The 23,265-nt window shown below is 62.7% G+C and carries 15 protein-coding genes; 11 read left to right on the top strand and 4 right to left on the bottom strand.

Going from position 1 to position 23,265, the window contains the following annotated elements:
• The first annotated feature begins 314 nt into the window (after positions 1–314).
• The 4 genes from DDZ17_RS07665 to DDZ17_RS07650 are packed head-to-tail and all read left to right on the top strand — an operon-like array spanning position 315 to position 5,970.
• Positions 315–2,489 (top strand): PQQ-dependent dehydrogenase, methanol/ethanol family, encoded by a 2,175-nt coding sequence (locus DDZ17_RS07665; RefSeq protein WP_116365482.1) that lies wholly within the window; start codon positions 315–317, stop codon positions 2,487–2,489.
• Positions 2,486–3,859 (top strand): oxidoreductase, encoded by a 1,374-nt coding sequence (locus tag DDZ17_RS07660; RefSeq protein ID WP_116365480.1) that lies wholly within the window; start codon positions 2,486–2,488, stop codon positions 3,857–3,859. The genes DDZ17_RS07665 and DDZ17_RS07660 overlap by 4 nt, the downstream gene beginning before the upstream one ends.
• Entirely contained in the window at positions 3,837–5,111 is a 1,275-nt protein-coding gene (locus tag DDZ17_RS07655; RefSeq protein WP_157976525.1) for a Tm-1-like ATP-binding domain-containing protein, read from the top strand. Before DDZ17_RS07660 ends, DDZ17_RS07655 begins: the two co-directional genes overlap by 23 nt.
• Positions 5,101–5,970 (top strand): phosphoenolpyruvate hydrolase family protein, encoded by an 870-nt coding sequence (locus DDZ17_RS07650; RefSeq protein ID WP_116365476.1) that lies wholly within the window; start codon positions 5,101–5,103, stop codon positions 5,968–5,970. The genes DDZ17_RS07655 and DDZ17_RS07650 overlap by 11 nt, the downstream gene beginning before the upstream one ends.
• A 27-nt stretch (positions 5,971–5,997) precedes the next feature.
• On the opposite strand, the gene DDZ17_RS07645 is transcribed toward DDZ17_RS07650, so the two are convergent.
• The gene (locus tag DDZ17_RS07645; protein WP_170150175.1) at positions 5,998–7,008 is read right to left on the bottom strand and encodes an AraC family transcriptional regulator; all 1,011 of its coding nucleotides are present in this window, start codon (positions 7,006–7,008) and stop codon (positions 5,998–6,000) included.
• A 149-nt stretch (positions 7,009–7,157) separates the two neighbouring features.
• Here DDZ17_RS07645 and DDZ17_RS07640 point away from each other — a divergent pair, with 149 nt between their 5' ends.
• Together DDZ17_RS07640 and DDZ17_RS07635 are read left to right on the top strand one after the other, a co-directional pair.
• A complete protein-coding gene (locus DDZ17_RS07640) occupies positions 7,158–7,691 on the top strand; it encodes a VOC family protein (protein ID WP_157976524.1) in 534 nt (177 codons plus the stop codon).
• A 101-nt stretch (positions 7,692–7,792) separates the two neighbouring features.
• A complete protein-coding gene (locus DDZ17_RS07635; protein ID WP_116365471.1) occupies positions 7,793–9,697 on the top strand; it encodes a DUF3604 domain-containing protein in 1,905 nt (634 codons plus the stop codon).
• Positions 9,698–9,894: 197 nt separating this feature from the next.
• On the opposite strand, the gene mdoH is transcribed toward DDZ17_RS07635, so the two are convergent.
• The 3 genes from mdoH to mltF form a co-directional block, all read right to left on the bottom strand.
• On the bottom strand, positions 9,895–12,081 hold the full coding sequence (gene mdoH, locus DDZ17_RS07630; protein ID WP_116365469.1) for a glucans biosynthesis glucosyltransferase MdoH: 2,187 nt from the start codon (positions 12,079–12,081) through the stop codon (positions 9,895–9,897).
• Positions 12,071–13,579 (bottom strand): glucan biosynthesis protein G, encoded by a 1,509-nt coding sequence (locus DDZ17_RS07625; protein ID WP_116365467.1) that lies wholly within the window; start codon positions 13,577–13,579, stop codon positions 12,071–12,073. Before DDZ17_RS07625 ends, mdoH begins: the two co-directional genes overlap by 11 nt.
• A 327-nt stretch (positions 13,580–13,906) precedes the next feature.
• The gene (gene mltF, locus DDZ17_RS07620; protein ID WP_116365465.1) at positions 13,907–15,343 is read right to left on the bottom strand and encodes a membrane-bound lytic murein transglycosylase MltF; all 1,437 of its coding nucleotides are present in this window, start codon (positions 15,341–15,343) and stop codon (positions 13,907–13,909) included.
• 141 nt (positions 15,344–15,484) lie between these two features.
• Here mltF and purL point away from each other — a divergent pair, with 141 nt between their 5' ends.
• The 5 genes from purL (at position 15,485) to secF (ending at position 23,116) form a co-directional block, all read left to right on the top strand.
• Positions 15,485–19,375 (top strand): phosphoribosylformylglycinamidine synthase, encoded by a 3,891-nt coding sequence (gene purL, locus DDZ17_RS07615; protein WP_116365463.1) that lies wholly within the window; start codon positions 15,485–15,487, stop codon positions 19,373–19,375.
• 56 nt (positions 19,376–19,431) lie between these two features.
• Positions 19,432–19,620 (top strand): YqaE/Pmp3 family membrane protein, encoded by a 189-nt coding sequence (locus tag DDZ17_RS07610; RefSeq protein ID WP_479680795.1) that lies wholly within the window; start codon positions 19,432–19,434, stop codon positions 19,618–19,620.
• An 11-nt stretch (positions 19,621–19,631) separates the two neighbouring features.
• Entirely contained in the window at positions 19,632–20,126 is a 495-nt protein-coding gene (locus DDZ17_RS07605) for a DUF4112 domain-containing protein (protein WP_241505817.1), read from the top strand.
• 195 nt (positions 20,127–20,321) lie between these two features.
• Positions 20,322–22,205 (top strand): protein translocase subunit SecD, encoded by a 1,884-nt coding sequence (secD, locus tag DDZ17_RS07600; protein ID WP_116365461.1) that lies wholly within the window; start codon positions 20,322–20,324, stop codon positions 22,203–22,205.
• Complete coding sequence (gene secF, locus DDZ17_RS07595) at positions 22,202–23,116, top strand: protein translocase subunit SecF (RefSeq protein ID WP_116365459.1); 915 nt, start codon at positions 22,202–22,204, stop codon at positions 23,114–23,116. The genes secD and secF overlap by 4 nt, the downstream gene beginning before the upstream one ends.
• Positions 23,117–23,265: the final 149 nt, after the last annotated feature.

Raw genomic sequence — 23,265 nt, 5'->3', positions numbered from 1 at the left:
CTTGGATACAAGGTTGGCGGTACTGTTATTGCCTTGTGAATTTTACAAGTTGTCCTTGCGCGGCAACCGCGTAGGGACATTCCGTAAGCGCCTGCAGATTTCCCCGACATTTTTGCCACGGCCACCGTTACTGCCAGATTGAACTGGCGCCTAAATACAAGTAATGGGCATATTTCCACAAATTGGCATCCTGCCGTCGGAGTACATTCACTGCTCAGTTTGACGCTGATCCCGCGAAGCGGTTCCAGATACCTCATGGTCTGGAAAAACGATGGGCACCCACTCGAATACATCGAACAACAAGAGGTAGGAACATGCGAGCTTATCCTGGTACCAATCTTGTCTCCGCACTGTTCGTGCTGTCCGCTCTGTTTGCTACGGATGGTGTTGTCGCCGGACAACCCCGTGGCGACCGACCGGCTGTCATCACACCAGGCAGCTATGCGCCGGTAACCGATCAGCGGCTGATTAGCGCCATCCACGACGATGCGAACTGGATGTCCTACGGCAAGGACTACAGCGACACGCGCTACAGTCGGCTGGACCAGATAAACGACGAAAGCGTTTCCAAGTTGGGCCTTGCTTGGTCGCAGGATATCAATTCGCAATATGCTAACGAGGCAACACCGCTGGTGATCGATGGTGTGATGTATGCAGCGTTACCGCGCAACGTGGTTTGGGCGCTGGATGCGAAAACCGGCAGGCGGCTGTGGGAGTTCACCCCGGAACTGGATCTTACTTACGGGCGGGTTGCCTGTTGCGGCTTGATCACGCGTGGCCTGGCGGCCTGGGGCGACAACATCTACATCGCTACCATTGACGGCCAACTTATTGCAGTCAATCGTCGCAGCGGCGAAAAGGTCTGGTCGGTGCAAACTGCCGAGATGAAGGACGGTTACACCATCACGGCGGCGCCGCGCGTGGTGAAGGGCATGATTATCGTTGGCAACGGTGGGGCTGAGTATCGCGCGCGGGGCTACGTCACTGCCTACGATGCTGAAAGCGGGAAGCAAATATGGCGCTTTTATACAGTGCCAGGCAATCCGGCCGACGGCTATGACAGTGAGGCTATGAAAATGGCAGCCACCACCTGGACTGGCGAATGGTGGAAGCATGGGGGTGGCGGTAACGTCTGGGACAATATGGCCTACGATCCGGAACTGGATCTGCTTTACCTCGGCGTGGGAAACGGGGGGCCGAACAACGCGAAAATTCGCAGCCCAGGAGGAGGAGATAACCTGTTCCTGGCGTCAATCGTCGCGTTGAAGCCCGATGACGGCACCTATGTGTGGCACTTCCAGCAGACCCCTGCTGAAACCTGGGACTACACGGCAACCCAGCAAATGAGCCTGGTCGATCTCGAAATTGACGGCAAGCTGCGCAAAACAATCATCCAAGCACCGAAGAACGGATTTTTCTATGTAATTGACCGAGAAACGGGTGAGTTCATCTCGGCCAACAACTATGCACCGGTAAACTGGGCAACACACATTGATCAAACCACCGGCAGGCCGGTGGAAACTCCTTGGGCTCGCTGGTACGACTCGGACGAGCCGGTATTCATCACGCCCGGCGTTCAGGGGGCACACGACTGGCAGTCGATGTCCTACAGCCAGGCTACCGGTCTAGCTTACATCCCGACGATGCACTATGGCATCCCGCAGCTAGCCGTGACGCCAGAGGAGACGGATCGCCAAGTGTACACTTCGGGCTTTGATCACCTGCTGTTAAAGATCCCGGATGATGCCCAGACCGTCGAGGCAGTTCGCAAGGAGCATCGGGGTGAGCTTGTTGCCTGGGATCCGATCAGGCAACAGGCGGCCTGGTCGGTGGACTACGACCATCCGTGGAATGGCGGCCTGCTCTCCACCGCGGGGAACCTGGTGTTTCAGGGTACGTCCAACGCTGAGTTCGTGGCCTACGCCGCTGACTCAGGCAAACGGTTGTGGTCCTTCCCCACGCAAAGCAGCACAGTCGCCGCACCCATAACCTACAGCGTCGGTGACGAGCAGTACGTGGCTATCATGACCGGCTGGGGCGGCGCATTCTCCAACGCGTTGGGCGGCACCATTCCGGCCAAGGGAAAACCCAGGGCCGGGCAACTTCTGGTGTTCAAACTGGGTGGCACGGCCTCGGCGACTGTTTTCCCCGATCCGGTCCCGGCACAGTTCCCTGCGCCAGAACCTGTCGGCTCCGACGAATCGGTGGCCGAAGGTGAGAAGCACTACTACACATACTGCGTCGTCTGTCACGGCGAGGGTGCTGTTGCTGGTCCCAACTTCCCCGATTTGCGCCACAGCCCGTTCATCCACAGTCAGGCCAGTTTTGACGCTGTCGTCCTGGATGGCGCGTTGGCGAACAAGGGCATGTCGAGTTTCAAGGACAAGCTCTCGGTGGGTGAAACCGAAGCACTGCGCAGTTTCCTGATCCACCGCGCCAATACGCCTACGGCCAAGGATGATCTGTCATCCCGGGGGGAGCGAAAATGAACGGCGTGCAGAAGCAGCGACTCCTGACCCAACCGATCCGTATCGGCGGCGTGGAGATTGCAGGACGCTTCGTCAAGGCCGCCTACACGGAGACCATGTGTACAGAAGATGGCTTCGTCACCGATCAATTGATCCAGCACTACGAAGAACTGGCTCGCGGAGGCACGCCGCTGCTGATTACCGGCGCGACCTATTTCAACAAATACTCACAAGCGATGAAGCGTGGCCTGGCACTGGACCACGACGACAAGATTCCCGGTCTGCAGCGCCTGACCCGAACGGTGCAGCAGTACGGCTCAAAGATCTTCGTGCAGCTCTACCACGTTGGCCGCCAGGCTGCTCCGGGTAATGTGGGTAGAACCGACGCCCAGGCACCATCGGCCAGGTATGAGTTCACCGTTGGCTGTATGCCGCGCGCCATGACGATTGAGGAAATCCATGACTGCGTCTACCAGTTCGGTCTGGCGGCAGCACGGGCCAAGCAGGCTGGTTTTGACGGAATCGAGTTGCACGCCGCTCACGGTTACCTGATCAGTTCCTTTCTGACGCCGCACACCAATCGCCGAACCGACCAGTATGGCGGGTCGTTCGAGAACCGGCTGCGGTTCCTGGTCGAAGTCTATCGGGCCATGCGCGAACAGGTCGGCCGGGACTTTCCCATCGTCATCAAACTCAACGGCCACGACGACCTACCTCTGCGCAAGGGGCTCAATACCGAGGACTGCGTGCGGATCGCCCTGCGCATGCAAAAGGAAGGCATCGATGGCGTCGAGGTGTCGTGCGGGCACTACGAGTCCGGAATCACCTCCGATCGGGGCAACTGGAAGGGTTTCTTTCGCACCATGGTCACTTACGGTGCCGCCAAGGATTGGCCAGCTTCGCACCGCGCAGTAATCCGTCTGCTCTCGCCTCTGCTGTCCTGGTTCTATAACCGAATCTCCGGATTCCGGCCGGCATTTAACCTGTCTTACGCCCAGGCATTCAAGCAAGCGCTGGATATTCCGGTGATCTGTGTTGGTGGCTTTGCCGAGGTAGCGTTGATTGACGAGGCCCTGGAATCCGGCGGCTGCGATTTGGTGGCGGCGGCGCGCCCGGTAATCGCGGATCCCCACCTGTTCAACCACTTGAAGGCCGGCGTACGCGGACCTCAGTGTGATTTTTGCCAAGGTTGTTTTGCCCGAGCCGGCGCCATGCCCGCTGATTGCTACAACCCAAGAGTGAGGGCCGAGAAAGCCCTCATGCTACGTGCGGAGCAAGGAACTGACCTGGTAAGCCGGCCGGTCAACGCCGGGTGGCAGAGCTGTGCTAACGAAATCCGGCCAACTAAGACGTCCCCGAGGAACAATGATGAACGACAGTATGAAGGGTAAGCGCTTGGTGATACTGGGTACTCTGGATACCCGCGGCGATGAAGTGGCCTTCGTCCGTACGCTTTTGCAAGCGCGCGGTCACCGCGTGAGCACCATCGACATGGGAATACTAGGCGAGCCCATGGCCGGCGAGGGTGACTATCCCCGCCAACAGGTGGCCGAGGCTGGGGGAAGCTCGCTGGACGAGTTGGTAGCGGCCGCCAGGTCGGGCGCCGATCGCGATGCCGGCACACGGATAATGATCAAGGGAGCGAAGAGAATCGTGGCCGAGCTGGCGGCCCAGGACAAGCTGGACGGGGTGATGGGGCTGGGCGGTTCCACGGCGGCCGCCGCTGGCGCCGCGGTGATGAATGGGCTGCCCATTGGTCTGCCGAAGATTTTATTGACCACCTTCACTCGCCTGGCACCAATTGGCGAGGAAGACATCGTCGTCATGCAGACTCCCACCGATCTTATCGGGCTCAACGCGATCGTTTCGCGCGCATTGGCTAATGCCGCAGGGGCGCTGGCTGGCATGGTCGAGCAAACGGTGCCGACTGCATCGAAAAAGAAACTGGTGGGTATTACAGCCCTTGGTGTAACCACACCGGCGGTCCAACACGTTATCAGCCGCCTTGAGTCGCAGGGATTTGATACCGCCGTCTTTCATGCCACGACGGAAAAGCTCGACCGCCTGATTGCTGGGGGAGTGATCAATGCCGTCATTGATCTGACCACCTTTGAGAGCATCCTGAAGCTCTGTTATAGCGACGAGCAGCTTCAGGCAGCCACCGGTACCACCGAGGTTGACCGTACCCGCCTGACCTCGGCGGAGCAAAGAGGGATTCCCCTGGTTATCGCACCCGGGGGCCTGGATATTCACATACTACCGGGTGTTCAGAGCAAGGACATGATTCCCGCGCCGCTGCAGGGACGCCCGTCGGCCAAGCATGGCCCGGATATCATGCTTGTCAGGACCAGTGCAGAAGAGATGAAAGCCGTCGCGACGGACATTGCCCGGCGTTTAAATCAGGCTCCCGGTCGGGTCGCCGCCGTGATCCCCACCGCTGGATTCTCCGACGCGAGTCGTGAAGGTACCTCGTTGTATGCGCCACATACCGATCAGGTCTTCATCGACCTTCTCAGGCAGCAAGCTAATAGTGCGTCCGCGTTACACATCTTGGATTGCAACATCAATGATGCGCAATTTGCTGACGCGGTGATCGAGGTATTCAACACCGTTCTCAAGGGAGACCAGAACGATGCGAATTGAACGACAGGAAATCATCCGTCGCCTGCGGGTACAAACTACCGAAAACAGGGCAATCCTCGGAGCGGGCTGCAGCAACGGCCTGATCGCAAAATGCGCCGAGGCTGGCGGCGCCGACCTAATCATAGTCTACAGCACCGGCAAAACTCGCATGATGGGACTCCCCACCACCATGATTAACGTGGTGTCCAATGAAATGACCCTGGGCATGATCGACGAACTACGCAACGTCGTGCGTGATACGCCCCTAATCGCCGGTATCGAGGCGAACGATATCTACTGCCTCGATCAGGACGAATCCATACAGCGATTTATCGACAAGGGCTTCAGTGGTGCCATCAACTTTCCAACAGTGGGACTGACCGAGAACATATGGGGTGGTGATGATATGGCTGAACGCAAGAGTCGCGCGGCACTCGCCAAGGGCTACGGTCAGGACTCCTGGGGTTGGCAGCGCGAGGTCGAGATGATTCGCCTGCTACGCCGCAAAGACATTTTCACCATGACCTACTGTGTGTCTATCGACGACGCAAGGAGCATGGCCGAGGCGGGTGCCGACATGATTTGTGCACACGCAGGGCCGAGTCGCGGTGGACTTGCCGGCTGGAACAGCGAGAGCGCCTCCGACATGATGATGGCGCACTTCCAGGAGATGCATCGGGTCGTGCGGGAGATCAACCCCGAGGTGTTCTTCGTGATCCATGGCGGCCCTTTCTATGATCCGGAATCCACCGAGGTGATTTACCGGGAAACGGAGGCCGAAGGTTTTATTGCGGCATCAGCAGTTGAGCGTATTCCCATCGAGCGCGCGGTTGTCGACACCTGCCGCGCCTTCAAGCGTCATCAGGTACGTGGCGGTTGAGTTGCATTGACGCAAGGCGCTGCCCGATCATCGATGGGTTTTCCTCCACTCCCTGGGACTGACGCCATTCCAGCGCCTGAAGGCGTGGGACAGGTTGGCCTGCGTCTTGAAACCCAACAGGATCGCTATCTGAGTCAGTTGCAGGCTCGAGTTGACCAGATAGTGTTCCGCCGTCTGCTTCCGGATGGCATCGAGCAATTCCTGAAAGCTCGTTCCCTGATCGCTGAGGTTCCGTTGCAGGCTTCTTTGACTCATAGCCACCGACTTTGCAATGCTCTCCAGCCCGATATCACCGTGCGGCATGCCGCGACGGATATTGGCCTCGACTTGCAGGATGAGATCGTCCGGCGCCAGGATGTTCTCGGAGTAAACCTGCCGTTTGATGAGTTCGTGAAGATGCGCATCGGCGCTTGGTAAGGGCGCATTCAGAATGTCGGCATCGAAAATTAAGGCGGTTTTTTCGGCATTAAAGATCAGGTTTTCGCCGAATAGCTGCCGATATCGTTTTCTGTCGTGATATGCGACTTTGTGAGCGAAATGTATTTCGTCTGCATGCCACTGCTTACCCAGGAAAGTGCGAAGTATCTCCGTCCCAGTGGCGGCAAGGTGCCCCATCATCTGCTGTGAGCCCAGCGGGGTGGGAACGATGATACTGGCGGACAAAATCACTTTGTTGTTGAAGTGTTCGATGACGAGCAAGATACCCGTCGTGTGCATCCGGTAGCTATCAAGTATGGTGTCCAGCGCAGTACCAACCGTTGCACTGGAAGCAATGGCATAGCTGAAGGTGCCGAAGGCCTTGATACTCTGTTGAAAACCCAGTTCTGCGCCAAACAAGGGATTGCTCGTTTCCTCGGCGCCGATTTCCAGCAGCTTGATGTAGCGCTGCAACGGAAAATACAGATCAGGCTCGCGCAGATAGGTGGTCGAGAGGCCGGCAAGCGCCATAAGGCGCTCTGGATCCTTATCGTAATGTTTGACCATATCTTCAAACCCCACCAGGGACGAAGCTCTGATGAGAGCTGTGGCTCGTTTCATGCGGTCCTCTCGCCCGAGATGATTTGGCACCAATAAGCAAATATTTTGCGTAATGAAGCAAAATCTAGCAAGGATCCATTGGTAGATTGGGAGCATGAATTCGAGCCCCTGCTCGATGAAAAATGGATTGCTCTTCCTGGGAGATGGCGGTGGATCGAGTGCTTGGTAGGTCTGTTATGCAAAATGCCTGGGTGTCAGATGATATTGAATCACTGGCACACAGGTGGGCCGAGGATATGGGGGTCGGTCCATTCTTTTTCATGGAGCAGGAGTTCGCTAACTCGAAGTATCGTGGGCGGGCCACCCCATGCAGATTTAAGGTGGCAATCGCTCAGGCCGGTGCCGTTCAGATCGAACTGATTCAGCCATTGACTGATGAGCCTTCAGCGTATCGCGAAACTGTCGAGCCTGGTCAGACTGCGCTTCACCATATGTGCATTGCCAGCAAGGACTTCGCTGGCGACGTTGCCTATTTCAATGCCCTGGGCTACGAAACTGTCCAGGAAGGCAGTGTTGGGGGAGCGCGGGTCGTCTATCTAGATACCCGGTCCATGACTGGTTATATGCTGGAAATCATCGAGTTTACCCCTGTCGCAGAAGTGTTGTTCGGTGCTATAGCAGAAATTTGCAGTCATTGGGATGGCAAGGACGCGTGGCGCTCGATGGAGACCCTCATGGGCTGATCATCCGCCGATTGAATGCTCTGCCCATCTCAGAATTGAACCTCTCACTGAATTCTTCACCATCTTGCTGGACTTTCTCGCCGAAAGCCTGGAGCACGGGAATGCTACACCACATTAAAAATATAACTTTGGCATGTGCCGCTTCTCTCCTTCCATTGCTGGGCGTGGCTCAGGATGTGCCTCCGCCAACTGACAAACAGGTGACGTATTCGCCCTATCCGGGCCAGGACTTTCCCAATCAGGTCTTTTTTGGTGACACTCACCTGCATACCGCTTTCTCAGCAGACGCTGGGCTAGCCATGTGCATTCTCACACCGGATGACGCGTACCGCTTTGCCAAAGGTGAGGTTGTGACATCGTCCCAGGGCATTCCTGCCCGATTGCAACGGCCGCTGGATTTCCTTGTGGTGGCCGATCATGCCGAGAATCTGGGTATTGCGGTGGCGCTGGAGGAAAACAACCCTCTGCTGCTGGGCAACGAATGGGGCAAGACGCTAGCCGAGATCTATGCGCCTCGCACCATCGACGCGCGAAGTGAAAGCTACTTGCAGTGGTTTGGTGCAGTGAATACGCCCGGAGGCTCTGACCCTATGAAAGGTTCTGGCCTCAACGAAACGATGTGGGAGCGGGTCACCGAGGCAGCGGAGCGACACAACGACCCCGGCAGTTTCACCGCCTTTATCGGCTATGAATGGACCTCGGGCCCGGAGGGCGCGAATCTACATCGCAACATCATCTTCAGGGATGGCAAACAGCGTGCCGACCAGGTCATTCCCTTCTCGGCCTATGACAGTGAAGACCCGGAAAAACTCTGGGATTGGATGGACGAGTACGAGAAGAAGACCGGAGGCCAGGTGCTAGCCATCCCACACAACGGCAATTTATCGAACGGCCGGATGTTCGATGATGTCACGCTTTCCGGGGAGGCCCTAACGGCCGCGTATGCCGAGCGCCGGCAGCGGTGGGAGCCGTTGTACGAGGTAACCCAGATCAAGGGTGATGCGGAAGCGCACCCGCTACTGTCGCCCAACGACGAGTTTGCTGACTATTACACCTGGGACAAGGGGAGCTACGGTCCTGAGCCTAAAACCCCAGACATGCTGCCGAGGGAATACGCTCGTCCCGTGCTCAAGCGTGGTATTCAATATGAATCCCGCTTGGGTAGTAACCCGTTCAAGTTCGGGATGGTTGGTTCATCCGACGCCCACACCGGTCTCTCGACCACTCAGGAAGACAACTTTTTCGGAAAGGTCACCTTGGTGGAGCCAACCGGGGATCCTGCTCGCTACGAAGAAAAGATTACAGGGCGCTTTACGCCTGATGATAGCAGTGACGATCAGATAGCCGGTGTCAGTACCGCATCCGGTCTTGCCGCCGTCTGGTCTAGGGAAAACACTCGCGAGGCATTGTGGGATGCGATGAAGCGCAGAGAAACTTTTGCTACCACCGGTACACGTCTTCGTGTGCGTGTGTTTGCCGGCTGGAATTTCCAGGAGAGTGACCTCGTCCGTTCAGATTTTGCAGCCCATGGGTACAATAATGGTGTTCCGATGGGAGGTGACCTGGTGAACGCCCCTCCAGGCGCGGCGCCGACCTTCCTCGTCAGGGCGGTGCGTGATCCCGATGGCGCGAATCTCGATCGAGTGCAGGTGATCAAGGGGTGGACGACGATATCTGGCGAGGCGCAAGAAAAAATTTACGATGTGGTGTGGGCGGGTGATCGCCAACTGACCGCGCAAGGGCTATTGCCCGCCGTTGGCAACACGGTGGACACAAAAGCGGCCACCTATACCAACAGTATCGGTTCACCCTATCTTCAGGCGTTCTGGAAGGATCCAGATTTCGATGCAGGGCAGCAAGCCTTTTACTATATCCGCGTTCTGGAAATCCCGACACCAAGTTGGGTCGCCTACGATCGCAAGCATTATAACTCCCAGGTACTCGAGAGGGCTGTCCAATCTCAACAGGAGAGAGCCTACACCTCACCGATTTGGTACACACCCTAACCATGTCGCGCTAGCCGAAGGCTGATCAATACCGCCACAGCCAATAGTGGCGGTGCTAATGAAGTAGTTGTGCGCCAATCCTGTCTCGCGCCAAACGGATATCAAGCCAACCCTTATCGATTCTGCGAACCAACCCCGGAACGCAGTTGGCTGTTTTTTTATTGCCTTTTTGGCACGTGTTGCGCCGCCCCGGCGCGCTAGCTACCAGTGCTGCTGCTCTCGCGCTGAAACAGGCGAGCCAGCAGGGCGCCGTCAGCCAGCAGGGCTCGCTGTTCGTCGGCGGTGAGCCAGGTTTCCAGTGCTTGCAGGTTTGGCGCGCGCTCGGCTTTCCAGGCGGCGGTCACCGCCGGGGCGTGAAAGTGCGCCTGGTGCTGCTTTTTTTGCTGATCCTGATCCGATAGGTGTTGAGCCGGCTGCAACTGCGCCAGGTGCCAGTGGCGCAGGGGCGCATCTTGCTGCAGTCGGGTGAGGGGGGCGGTGTGCCCGGTGGCCGGCTGGGTTTGCCCGGCCAGGGCGTCGCGCAATGCGCTGAGCACGGCGGGGCTGCGGCGTTCGCCCGGTGCGCGCAGCAGGCCCAGGATGTCGAACAGGCGGCCCCGGGTGGCGCCGCCGCTCAGCCAGGACAGGGGCACCGACAGTATCAGGCCGGCGGTGATCGGCAGCAGCCACAAGAACAGCTGCGGATGAATGAACCAGGCGATGGCCGCCAGGGTGGCGCCAAACAGGGTGTGGGCCCAGTGGGCGCGCAGCGCGGTGCCGATGCCCAGCGCGCCGTCGTCGCGGCTCTGGGGTTGCCAGCCGGCGTCCTGGCCGCGCAGCACGGACCACACCACGCGGCTCTGGGCCAGCATGAGGATGGGCGCATACAGGGCCGACAGCAGGGTTTCCAGCAGCAGGCTCAGGGGCAGCAGCAACGGGCCGCCAAAACCCAGCAGGCGCCGGGGGTGCAGCAGCGCCAGCACGCCACCGAACCATTTGGGCGCCAGAATGACCGCCATCGACACGCCAAACAGCCAGCGCGCGCGCTCGGCGTCGAACACCGGCCAGGTGGGAAACAGCGCAGGCTGGGCAAAGTATTCTGGCCGCACCAGGCTGGCCTGCAGGGCGATGGCCAGGCCCAGCAGCACCAGGGTCAGCCAGAACACGGCACTTAAGTAGGACATGATGCCGGTCAGCAGGTGCACCCGGCTGGCGGCGCTCAGGCCCCGGGCCAGCAGGAAGCGGCTGTGCTGCAGGTTGCCCTGGCACCAGCGCCGGTCGCGCACCAGTACATCCACCAGCGAGGGCGGCGCCTCCTCGTAGGACTGGGCAATGTCGCTGTCAAAGCGCACGCCCCAGCCAGCGCGGCGCAGCAGGGCCGCTTCAATAAAGTCGTGGCTCAGCACATGGCCACCAAAGGGGGGCTTGCCGGGCAGCAGTGGCAGGCCGGCGGCCTCGGCGAAGGCCCGGGTGCGGATGATGGCGTTGTGGCCCCAGAAGTTGGACGAGCGGCCGTGCCAGGCGGCCAGCCCGCGGGCGTACACCGGGCCATAGCACTGGTTGGCAAACTGCTGCAGGCGGCCGTACAGGCTCTGGGCGCGCACAATGTAGGGCAGGGTCTGGATCAGCCCCAGGCCCGGGTCCGCCGCCAGGCGGCGGGTGAGGGTGACCAGCGCATCGGCGCTCACTACGCTGTCGGCATCCAGCACAATCATGGCCTCGTAGGCCCCGCCCCAGCGCTGTACCCAGTCGGCGATGTTGCCGGCCTTGCGTTCGGTGTTGTCGCTGCGGTGGCGGTAGTAGACGGGGCAGTCCGGCGGCGAGGCCTGGCACAGGGCGCTGAACACCGCTTCTTCGTCCAGCCAGGTGTCGGCGCGGTTGCTGTCGCTCAGGATGAAAAACGCATAGCGGCCGGGGGCCTTGGCCAGCAGGCCGTCGCGCATTACGGCAATGGCGGCGGCAATACGCCGGGGCGACTCGTTGTACACCGGCAGCAGTATGGCGGTGCGAAAGGGCAGCTCGCCAGACACCTCCGGCGGGCGCTGCAGCCGTGGCAGCAGGCTGGTTAAAAAGCCCAGCAGCGCCTGGGCAAAGGCGAAGGCAATCCAGCAGAAGTTGATGGCAAACACCACCAGGAAGGCCCATTGCAGGGGGGTGATGCTGGTGGTGCTGAGCACGGCGTACATTTCGCGGATGCCATAGGTGCCCAGCAGCACCGTGACCAACGCCACAAAGACCCGGGCCAGGGCGGTTTTCAGGGCTGGCCAGGCCGGCACCGGGCCAATGCTGGCGGCGGCCTTTTCGTGCACCGGGTGGCGGGGCATGGTCAGCGGCGCCTCTGGCGGCAGGGCCGGCCCGCCTGTGTGCGCTGCCAGGCCCGCGGGCCGGGTGAAGTCAGGCCTCATTCAGCCACCGGTACAGCCAGGTTTCGCCCGCCGGGCTGCCGTCGCCGCGCAGTAGCATCACCCGCAGCTCCGCCGCCTGGGCCTCGCCGGGGTCGAAGGCGATAAAGGCGCGGCAGCCGGCAATGCCGGGGTGGGGCTGCAGGGTGGTTTCGATGATGCGCCCCTCGCTGATACCGGCATCCACCGCAAGCTGGGCGCAGTCTTCGCTGCCGGCCCAGTCGATCATGATTTCCCGCTGCCCCGAGAACAGCTTGTTGCCGCCGGCCGAGCGCACAATGCGCGCCTGGCCGGGGGCCCGTGGGGCGTCGTCGGGCCAGGTCAGGCGATAGGCAAAATGGAAGGGCTCGCCCGCTTTCAGTCCGTTTTCGGGGCGCCAGTAGGCCACCATGTTGTCGTTGGCCTCGGAGTCCGAGGGAATCTCCACCAGTTGCACCTGGCCTTTGCCCCAGTCGCCCAGCGGCTCCACCCAGGCCGAGGGGCGGCGGTGGTATTTGGCCTCCAGGTCCTGGTAGGCGCCGAGTTCGCGGCTGCGCTGGATGAGGCCAAAGCCCGCCGGGTTGTCGTCCAGAAAGGCGCTGGCCTGCAGGGTGCGCGGGTTGGTGAGCGGCCGCCACAGGCGCTCGCCGTTGCTGCGCTGGATGGCAAGGCCCTCGGAATCGTGCACGGCGGGGCGGTAGTCCGGCTGGTCGGCAGGGTCTGCCGGGCCGTGCATGAACATGGAGGTGAGCGGCGCCAGGCCCACATGGGGCAGGTACTGGCGCGGGAACAGGGTGGCCTCTACCTCCATGCGCAGGGGTTGGCCGGGGTAGATGCCAAAGCGGTAGGCCCCGGTAACGCGCTCGCTGTCCAGCAGCGCGTGCACCACCATGGCCTGCTGGTCAGTGGCGGGGCGCTCTATCCAGAAGCGCCGGAACACCGGGTGTTCTTCGCCGCCGGGTTCGGCCACGTCAATGGCCAGGCCGCGGGCCGACAGGCCGTACAGCTGGCCGCGGGATACACCGCGAAAGAAGCTTGCCCCCTGGAACACCAGAAATTCGTCGTCGTAGTCGGGCCGGTTGAGGGGGTAGTGCAGGCGCATGCCGGCGTACTTGCCCACCTGCGCCAGCAGGGTGGCCAGCGCCGGGTCCGGCACCCGGAAAGAGTCGGGCCCCACTGCCAATGGCTGGGCCTGGCCGTTCTCCACAATGTCGATATCCACCAGCTTGTCGTAGAGAAAGCCGGGGGCAAACAACTGCACCGAAAACGGGGTGGGCGACTGGCCCCACACCGCGGCATCGCTCTGGTAGTTGATCTGCCGGTAGGTGGCGTAGTCGAGGCTGGTCAGTGCTTCCGGTGCGCGCGGCAGGCGCTGGAAGGGCGATTGCGCCAGGGTCTGCGCCAGGTCTATCACGCTCTGGTGGGTAAAGGGCCGCGCGGCGCTGCCGCTGTCTTCAGCCCGGGCCGGGCCGCCCGGCACCAGCAGCAAGAGCAGCCCCAGCAAAAGCGCCAGGCCCAGCATCCGGTAAAGCGGCGGATAAGGCGGCGGGCCTGCGCCGTCCGGGCGGTGCCGGCGGCTGGGGGCAACAGGGGCGATTGGGCTGGATGGACGCCGCTGGGCGGGTGAGCCGTGAAGGGCGCGGGGCGCCGCATCGGTGGTAAAACGGAGGGTAGGGCAAGCTGCCAAAATGTCTTCCCGGTTGTGAAACACGTGGGGCGCCGCTTCAGCATGACCAGATCACACCGAGTGTGCGCCGGAACAGCTTCGACTGCACAGGGCCGGAAAGATTCCCCGCGGCCTGTGCCCGGCGCCGGCGCGACTGCGATCTGAGTTTGGAAAGATTTACCGCTAGAGGGATTTGAGAATGGCACCGCGCAGGGCCGGTGGCAGGTAGTTGGCGGCCTGCTGGGGCGGCGACAGTTGGTCCACCGGGCTCGCCTGCCACTGCAGGATGCTGTAGTAGTGGCGGATGTTCTGCACGTAGCTCACCGCCTCGCGCCCGCGGGCGTAGCCGTAGCGGGTGGTGCGGTAGTACTGGCGCTTCTGCAGCAGGGGCAGGCGTTCCATTACGTCGCTCCACAGATGGGGATCGCCGCCCTGGCGTTCGGTGAGCACCCGGGCGTCCTCCAGGTGGGCCATGCCGATGTTGTAGGCCGCCAGCGCCAGCCAGGTGCGGTCCGGCTCGGTGATGTCTTCGGGCAGGCGGCGGCGGATGTCCTTCAGGTAGCGGGCGCCGCCACGCAGGCTCTGCACCGGGTCGGTGCGGTCCTTTACTCCCATTTCCCGGGCGGTGGGTCGGGTCAGCATCATCATGCCCCGCACCCCGGTGGGCGAGGTGGCCTTGGGGTCCCAGTGGGATTCCTGGTAGGCGATGGCCGCCAGCAGATGCCAGTCCAGCTGGTATTCCTCGGCCACGGCGCGAATCATGTCTTCGTAGCGGGGCAGGGTGCTTTGCATGTTGCGGGCGAAGGTGTGGGAGCCAATCCGCGTCAGCACCGCCGCGTGGCCAAAGTGGCGCTCGCGCATGCGCGCCAGCTCGCCGCTGTCCTTGAGGGCCGTGATGAAGGTATCCACCGCCTCGCGCAGCCGGTCGCTGCCGCTGCCGGCGGGCAGGTACCACACCATCTCCTGCTCGTTGCCCAGGTCAAAGGCGGTGGCCAGGCGCGGGTACAGGCTCTGCTGCACCCGAAACTCGTTGGAATCCACCACCGCGAAGGGCGCCTCGCCGCTGTCCACCCGCTCCAGCAGTTCCATGGAGTCCGCTTCTTCAATCTCCTGCCAGGTGAGTTCGGGAAAGCCGCTGACCTTCAGGGCGCGCAGGGTTTCGGCGTGGCTGCTGTCGCGCAGCACCAGCACCGGGGCTGGGCCAAGCTCGGCCAGGTCGGCCGGGCGGTGGCTGCCGGTTTTGTAGATCACAATGGGGGTAAGGCTGGCGTAGGGCAGGGAGTGGCTGAATTCGTCGCCGCGCAGGGCGGTGAGGCTGAGGCCGGCGGCGGCGATGTCCGCCTCGCCCCGTCGCAGGCGGGTGAACAGGGCATCCAGGCTGAAGGCCGGCTGCATTTTCAGCGCCACGCCCAGGTGCTCGGCAAAGCGTTCCGCCAGGTCGTACTCAAAGCCCGCCGCGCCGTTCTTGTCCAGGTAATAGGTGGTGGGGCTGTTGCGGCTGACCACCAGCAGCTCCCCCCGGCCTTCAATGGCGGCCAGGCGGTCGTCGTCGGCGCAGCCGGCCAGCAACAGGGGCAGGCTGCACAGGGCACAGAGAAGGAGGACTTTCAGGGCGCGCATCGGCCCATTCTAGCGGCGCCGCCGGCGGCCGGGCCAGTGACTATTACCGTGGCCATGGCGGGGATTATCGGTTAACGGGGCGGGGCCAATACAGTACAATGGCGCCCTTTTCCGAATCCCTCCATTGGAGCCGTCCCCAGCATGCTGATCCTGCGTGGTGCCCCGGCCCTGTCCGCTTTTCGGCGCGACAAGCTGGCGGCCAGACTTTCTGCCATCCACCCCGACCTGCAACTCCTGCACAGCGAATACCTGCACTTCGCCCACCTGGCGCAGCCGCTGGGCGCCGAGCGCGAGGCGGTGCTGGCCAAGTTGCTGGAATACGGCCCGGTGGCCGAGGCGGCCGAGCCGCCGCCTGCGGCGCGGCTGGTGCTGGCAGTGCCGCGCCTGGGCACCATCTCGCCCTGGTCCAGCAAGGCCACCGACATTGCCCGCAACTGCGGCCTGTCGGAAGTGCGCCGGCTGGAGCGCGGGGTGGCCTACTACCTGTCGCAGCCGGCGGGGCTGGACGATGCGGCCCTGCGCGCAGTGAACGACCTGCTGCACGACCGCATGACCGAGGCGGTGCTGGATTCGCTGGAAGCGGCCCAACTGCTGTTTCGCGAGGCGGAGCCGGCGCCCTTTGGCAGCGTGGACGTACTGGCCGGCGGCCGCGAGGCGCTGGTAACGGCGGACCGCAACCTGGGCCTGGCCCTGGCAGACGACGAAATCGACTACCTGGTGGACAGCTTCAAGGGCCTTGGGCGCAACCCCTCGGACGTGGAGCTGATGATGTTCGCCCAGGCCAACTCCGAACACTGCCGCCACAAAATCTTCAACGCCAGCTGGAGCATTGACGGCGAAGCGCAGGAGCACAGCCTGTTCGCCATGATCCGCAACACCTACCGCTGCGGTGGCGAGAACGTGCTCTCGGCCTATTCCGACAACGCCGCGGTGGTGGTGGGGCACAAGGCCGGCCGCTTCTACCCGGATCCGGATAGCTGCCACTACCGTTTCAGCCAGGAGAACATCCACCTGTTAATGAAGGTGGAAACCCACAACCACCCCACGGCCATTGCCCCCTTCCCCGGTGCCGGCACCGGCTCCGGCGGCGAGATTCGCGACGAAGGCGCGGTGGGCCGGGGCTCCAAGCCCAAAGTGGGCCTGACCGGCTTCTCGGTGTCCAACCTCAACATCCCCAACTACGGCCAGCCCTGGGAGCAGCCCTACGGCAAGCCGGGGCGCATTGTCTCGGCCCTGGACATCATGATCGAGGGCCCCATCGGCGGCGCCGCCTTTAACAACGAGTTTGGCCGCCCCAACCTGTGCGGTTACTTCCGTTCCTATGAATGCCGGGTGAACGGCGTGGACGGGCTGGAAGTGCGCGGCTATCACAAACCCATCATGATCGCCGGCGGCTACGGCAACATCCGCGAAGCGCATGTGGAGAAGGGCGAATTTGCCGCCGGCGCCAAGCTGATTGTGCTGGGCGGCCCGGCCATGCTGATTGGCCTGGGTGGTGGCGCCGCGTCGTCCATGGCCAGCGGCGCCAGCGCCGAAGACCTCGACTTTGCCTCGGTGCAGCGCCAGAACCCGGAAATGGAGCGCCGCTGCCAGGAGGTCATCGACCGCTGCTGGCAGCTGGGCGACGATAACCCCATTGCCTTTATTCACGACGTGGGCGCCGGCGGCCTGTCCAACGCCCTGCCGGAACTGGCCAAGGACGGCGGCCGAGGCGCCCGCTTTGAGCTGCGCAATGTGCCCAACGACGAGCCCGGCATGTCGCCGCTGGAAATCTGGTGCAACGAATCCCAGGAGCGCTACGTAATGGCGGTGGAACCCGCCAACCTGGCCCGCTTCGAGGCCATCTGCGAGCGCGAGCGCTGCCCCTTCGCCGTGGTGGGCGAGGCCACTGAAGAGCAGCTGCTGGAACTGGGCGACGCCCACTTCGGCAACAAGCCGGTGGATTTGCCCATGTCCATCCTGTTCGGCAAACCGCCGCGGATGCACCGGGAAGTGACCCGCCAGCACGTGCAGCAGCCGGCCCTGTCCATCAGCGCCAGCGTGGGCGAGGCCACCGAGCGGGTGCTGCAGTTGCCGGCGGTGGCAGCCAAGCACTTTTTGATCACCATCGGCGATCGCACCGTGACCGGCATGGTGGCCCGCGACCAGATGGTGGGCCCCTGGCAGGTGCCGGTGGCCGATTGCGCGGTGACCACCGTGGCCTACGACAGCGTGGCCGGCGAAGCCATGGCCATGGGCGAGCGCACCCCGCTGGCTTTGGTGAGCGGCCCGGCCTCTGGTCGCATGGCGATTGCCGAGGCCATCACCAACATCTGCGCCGCGCCGATTGCCGCGCTGAACGACATTAAACTGTCGGCCAACTGGATGTGCGCCGCCGGCCACGGCCGCGAGGACGAAGTGCTGTACGACACCGTGCGCGCGGTGGGCATGGAGCTGTGCCCGGAACTGGGCATCACCATTCCGGTGGGCAAGGACTCCATGTCCATGCGCACCACCTGGCAGGAGCGGGGCGAGGACAAGTCTGTCACCGCGCCCATGTCGCTGGTTATTTCCGCCTTTGCGCCGGTCACCGATGTGCGCAGGGTGGTGACCCCGCAACTGGCGGTGCGCGACGACGCCAGCCTGGTGCTGGTGGACCTCGGCCGCGGCGCCAACCGCCTGGGCGGCTCCGCCCTGGCCCAGGTGTACGGCCAACTGGGCGACACCGTGGCCGATTTGGACAGCGCCAGCGACCTGAAGGCCCTGTTCACCCTGGTGCAGGAGCAACTGGCCGCTGGCACCCTGCTGGCCTACCACGACCGCTCCGACGGCGGCCTGCTGGCCACCCTGCTGGAAATGGCCTTTGCCGGCCACTGCGGGCTGGACCTGGACCTGGCCGCGCTGCCGGGTGAGGCCCTGGCCAAGCTGTTTGCCGAGGAAGTGGGCGCGGTGCTGCAGGTGGCCAATGCCGACCTGCCCGCCCTCACCGAGCGCGCCGGCCAGCTGGGCCTTGGCGACTGCCTGTACGGCCTCGGGCGCGCCGTTGAGGGCGAGGGCATTATCCTGCGTGAAGGCGAGGCCGTGCTGCTGGATGACAGCCGCGCCCGCCTGCAGTCCCTGTGGACGCGCACCAGTTTTGAAATCCAGTCCCTGCGCGACAACCCCGATTGCGCCCGGGAGGAGTTCGAGCGCATTACCGCCGACGACCCGGGCCTGTCAGTCCAGCTGGCCTATGACCCGGCCGAGGACATTGCCGCGCCCTTCATCAACACCGGGGTGCGTCCCGAGGTGGCCATCCTGCGCGAGCAGGGTGTGAATGGCCACGTGGAGATGGCCGCCGCCTTCCACCGCGCCGGCTTTGCCCCGGTGGATGTGCACATGAGCGATATTCTTGCCGGCCGGCGCGACCTGGACGGCTTCAAAGGCCTGGTGGCCTGCGGCGGCTTCTCCTATGGCGACGTGCTGGGTGCCGGGGAGGGCTGGGCCAAGAGCGTGCTGTTCAACCCCGCCGTGCGCGAGGCGTTCAGCCGCTTCTTCACCCGTGAGGACACCTTTACCCTGGGCGTGTGCAACGGCTGCCAGATGGTGTCCACCCTGAAAGAACTGATTCCCGGGGCCGATCACTGGCCGCGCTTTGTGCGCAACCGCTCGGAGCAGTTCGAGGCCCGCTACGCCCTGGTGCGGGTAGAGCAGAGCCCCTCGGTGCTGCTGTCCGGCATGGCCGGCTCCCACCTGCCGATTGCCGTGGCCCACGGCGAGGGGCAGGCGGAATTTGCCAGCGACGCCGCCCGCGACGCCTGCGATCAGTCGGGCACCGTGGCCCTGCGCTACCTGGAGAACGACCTGAGCGTGGCCGAGCGCTACCCGGCCAACCCCAACGGCTCGCCACTGGGCATTACCGGCCTTACCAGCGAGGACGGCCGCGCCACCATCATGATGCCCCACCCCGAGCGGGTGTTCCGCGCCGTGCAGTGCTCCTGGGCGCCGGATGAGTGGGGCGAGGATGCCGGCTGGCTGCGCCTGTTCCGCAACGCGCGCCACTGGCTGGGCTGAGCCTTGCGCCAGGGGGATTGACAGCGCGGGGCCATGGGCTTCACGCTGGTAATCCAATGGGCATTTTAAAAACGCGAGGATGGGTTGTGGATTTAATTCGGGTGTTGTTGTCGATTCTTCTGCCGCCTCTGGGGGTATTCCTACAAGTCGGTATTGGCGGCCAATTCTGGCTGAACATTCTGCTTACATTGTGTGGTTACGTGCCAGGCATCGTACACGCGGTCTGGATTATCGCCAGGCGTTAAGGGAGCGGGGCGTGGCGGACGCAAAGCGGGTGCCCGATAACCGTGGCGATTCGGCGCGTGAGCTGGGGCGCCTGGCCTGGTTGCTTGATGACGCCATACGGGTGCCCTTCACGTCCTACCGTATCGGGCTGGACGGCCTGATTGGCCTGATCCCCGGAGTTGGAGACGCCGCGGGTGCAATGATGTCCTTGTATATCGTGGCGCGAGCTGCACGCCTGGGGGCCGGGCCGGGGCTACTATTGCGAATGCTGGGTAATGTGGCCCTCGAATCCCTGTGTGGCCTGGTGCCTGTACTGGGTGATCTATTCGATTTTGCGTTCAAGGCCAACCGACGCAATGTGGCGCTGCTGGAAGGACACCTCAATACGGCGCCCGTTGATGGCGAGGGTGGCCGCTCCCTGCGCTGGCTACTGTTGCTGGTGCTCGCCGCCGCGGTGCTGCTGCTGGGGCTGATGTTCTGGGCCGTTATCGCGTTGGTTCAGTTACTGGCTGGGGCAATGGGCTAGGGCCTGGGCTTTAGGGGCTGGGTTTTAGAGTCTGGACTTTAGGGGCTGGGCCAGCACAGGCGAGGACGGGCTGGCGCCCTCTGGCCTTTACAGGCAAGTGCTGTAAAATGACGCGTTTTCTTGGCGCCGACCGGGTATACCAGGTTCGACGGCCGTGTTTGCAAGACCCCTCCTGATTCCTGCCAGAGCGACTCTATGCTGAACAAATATCCACTGTGGAAGTACCTGCTGGTGGCCCTTGTGGCTGCCATCGGGTTTCTCTACGCAGCGCCCAACCTCTACGCGCCGGACCCGGCCCTGCAAATTACGGGCGAGAACAGCGCCCAGGTGATCGACGAGGCCACCCTCAAGCGGGTGACCGGCGCCCTGGAGGAGGCCGGTATCGAGCACTTCGGCGAGACCATCGACGAAGGTGGCCGCAACGCCCTTGTGCGTTTGCGCAGCGCCGAGCAGCAGCTCACCGCCCAGGCGCGGGTGCAGCGCGCGCTGGGTGACGGGTTCATCATTGCCCTCAACCTGGCGCCCACCACCCCGGACTGGCTCACCGCCGTTGGCGCCCAGCCCATGAAGCTGGGGCTGGATTTGTCCGGCGGGGTGCACTTCAAGCTGGAGGTGGACATCGACGCCGCCACCGAGCGCCGCCAGGAGTACTACCTGAACGCCATTAAAAAGGCGCTGCGCGAAGCGCGGGTGCGGGGTTTTGTCAGCCTGGATGAGCAGGGCAACGTAGAGGCCCAGTTCCGCAGTGAAGCGTTGCGCGAGCAGGCCCGGGGCCTGATTGCCGACAACCACCCCGAGCTGGCCCTGGACCGGGTGGACGAAGGTGACAGCTTCCGCATCATCGCCAGCATGAGCGAGCAGACCCGCAAGGAAATCGCCGATTACGCGGTGAGCCAGAACCTCACCACCATCCGCAACCGGGTCAACGAGCTGGGCGTGTCCGAGCCGCTGGTGCAGCGCCAGGGTAAAAACCGCATCGTGGTGGAACTGCCCGGCATTCAGGACACCGCCGAAGCCAAGCGGATTCTGGGCAAGGTGGCCAACCTGGAGTTTCGCCTGGTGGCCAACATGGATGCGCCGGAGGCCGACAAGCAGCGCTTTGAATACCGCAGCGCCGACCGCGCAGGCATGAGCGAGTGGCTGGAGCGGGATGTGATCATCACCGGCGAGCACGTGTCCAACGCCGCCGCCAGCTTCGACCAGAACGGCCGCCCCAACGTGCAGATCAGCCTGGACAGCGAGGGCGGCAGCCTCATGTCCCGGGCCACCCGGCATAACATCAAGCGCCGCATGGGGGTGCTGTTCATCGAGCGCAAGTACCGCACCCGCTACGAGATGAACGAGGCCGGGGAAGAGGTGGCCATCCAGATTCCCTACGACGAGAAGAAGCTGCTCACCGCGCCGGTGATCCAGTCCGCCCTTGGCGCCCAGTTCCAGATCACCGGCCTGGACAGCCCGCTGGAATCTTCCGAGTTGGCGCTGATGCTGCGCGCCGGTGCCCTGGCGGCGCCCATCAACTTTGTGGAAGAGCGCACCGTGGGTCCCTCCCTGGGGGCCGAGAATATCCGCCTTGGCATGAAGTCCGTTCAGTACGGCCTGGCCCTGGTGGTGCTGTTCATGCTGCTGTACTACCGGGTGTTCGGCATTTTCGCCGTGGTGGCCCTGTCGGTGAACCTGATCCTGCTGGTGGCCTGCATGTCCATCCTGGGTGCCACCCTCACCCTGCCGGGCATTGCCGGTATCGTGCTCACCGTGGGTATGGCGGTGGACGCCAACGTGCTGATCTTCTCGCGCATACGCGAGGAGTTGCGCAACGGGCGATCGCCACAGATGGCCATCCACTCGGGTTATGACGCCGCCCTGTCCACCATTCTGGATGCCAACATCACCACCTTGATTGTTGCGCTGATCCTCTACGCCGTGGGCACCGGGCCGGTGAAAGGCTTTGCGGTAACCCTGAGCGTCGGCATCCTGACCTCCATGTTCACCGCCATCATGGGCACCCGCACCCTGGCGAACCTGTTCTACGGTGGCCGCAAGGTGAAAACCCTGTCCATTGGGGGAGTAAAAGAAGCATGAAAATCGTTAACTTCATGGGCCTGCGCAAGCTGGCCATTGTGTTCTCGGCGCTGCTGCTGATTGCGGCCATCGCCTCCCTGTTCACGCGCCAGCTCAACTGGGGCCTGGACTTTACCGGCGGCACCCTGGTGGAGGTGGTGTACTCCGACACCGCCGACCTCAACGCCGTGCGCAGCACGCTGGAGAGCAACGGCTACGCCGGCGCCGTGGTGGTGAGTTTCGGCACCGACCGGGACGTGCTGATTCGCCTGCCCCAGGGGCATGGCGATGACGAGGGCAACGCCGTAGTCCAGCTGCTGCAGGACAACTACGAAGGTGCGGTGGAGCTGCGCCGCACCGAGTTTGTCGGGCCCCAGGTGGGCGACGAATTGCGCGAGCAGGGCGGCCTGGCCATGCTGCTGGCCCTGGGGTTGGTGATGCTCTACATCGCCTTCCGCTTCCAGTTCAAGTTTGCCGCCGGGGCCGTGCTGGCCCTGATGCACGACGTGGTGATTACCCTGGGCTTCTTCTCCATCAGCGGCATGGAGTTCGACCTCACCGTGCTGGCGGCACTGCTGGCGGTGATCGGTTACTCCCTCAACGACACCATCGTGGTGTTCGACCGCATCCGCGAGAACTTCCGCAAACTGCGCCGCTCGGATTCGGTTGAGATCATCAACATCTCCCTCACCGAAACCCTGGGCCGCACCCTGGTGACCTCCTTTACCACCTTGCTGGTGCTGATCGCGCTGGCCCTGTTTGGCGGCGAGATGATCAACGCCTTCGCCATTGCCCTGATTGTGGGTATTGGCATCGGTACCTACTCATCCATCTTTGTTGCCTCCAACCTGCTGGTAACGCTGGGGGTGAGCAAGGAAGACCTGATGATTCCAGTGAAGGAAGGCGCCGAGCAGGAGGATCTCACGCCCTGAGGGGCTGCCTGGTGTTGGTGCCAGTGTGCCGGTAGCAAGGCACCCTGAAGAAAGCACAAAAAAAGCGCCGTTGTGGCGCTTTTTTTGTGTCTGGCTTTTTTGTGTCCAGCTTTTTATGCCCAACCCCGCTGCTTTGCGGGGTGAGTTCG

It is taken from the genome of Parahaliea mediterranea (genome assembly GCF_003402235.1).
In the GTDB taxonomy this organism is placed as follows: Bacteria; Pseudomonadota; Gammaproteobacteria; order Pseudomonadales; family Halieaceae; genus Parahaliea; species Parahaliea mediterranea.
The sequence above is the reverse complement of the archived record's forward strand: the minus strand, read 5'-3'. Positions and strand labels throughout refer to the sequence as shown.

Excerpts from the sequence above, each read along its gene's own strand:
- DDZ17_RS07665 (WP_116365482.1), top strand. The coding sequence starts at position 315 with ATGCGAGCTTATCCTGGTACCAATCTTGTCTCCGCACTGTTCGTGCTG.
- DDZ17_RS07660 (WP_116365480.1), top strand. The coding sequence starts at position 2,486 with ATGAACGGCGTGCAGAAGCAGCGACTCCTGACCCAACCGATCCGTATC.
- DDZ17_RS07655 (WP_157976525.1), top strand. The coding sequence starts at position 3,837 with ATGAACGACAGTATGAAGGGTAAGCGCTTGGTGATACTGGGTACTCTG.
- DDZ17_RS07650 (WP_116365476.1), top strand. The coding sequence starts at position 5,101 with ATGCGAATTGAACGACAGGAAATCATCCGTCGCCTGCGGGTACAAACT.
- DDZ17_RS07645 (WP_170150175.1), bottom strand. The coding sequence starts at position 7,008 with ATGAAACGAGCCACAGCTCTCATCAGAGCTTCGTCCCTGGTGGGGTTT.
- DDZ17_RS07635 (WP_116365471.1), top strand. The coding sequence starts at position 7,793 with ATGCTACACCACATTAAAAATATAACTTTGGCATGTGCCGCTTCTCTC.
- mdoH (WP_116365469.1), bottom strand. The coding sequence starts at position 12,081 with ATGAGGCCTGACTTCACCCGGCCCGCGGGCCTGGCAGCGCACACAGGC.
- DDZ17_RS07625 (WP_116365467.1), bottom strand. The coding sequence starts at position 13,579 with ATGCTGGGCCTGGCGCTTTTGCTGGGGCTGCTCTTGCTGCTGGTGCCG.
- mltF (WP_116365465.1), bottom strand. The coding sequence starts at position 15,343 with ATGCGCGCCCTGAAAGTCCTCCTTCTCTGTGCCCTGTGCAGCCTGCCC.
- purL (WP_116365463.1), top strand. The coding sequence starts at position 15,485 with ATGCTGATCCTGCGTGGTGCCCCGGCCCTGTCCGCTTTTCGGCGCGAC.
- DDZ17_RS07610 (WP_479680795.1), top strand. The coding sequence starts at position 19,432 with ATGGGCATTTTAAAAACGCGAGGATGGGTTGTGGATTTAATTCGGGTG.
- secD (WP_116365461.1), top strand. The coding sequence starts at position 20,322 with ATGCTGAACAAATATCCACTGTGGAAGTACCTGCTGGTGGCCCTTGTG.
- secF (WP_116365459.1), top strand. The coding sequence starts at position 22,202 with ATGAAAATCGTTAACTTCATGGGCCTGCGCAAGCTGGCCATTGTGTTC.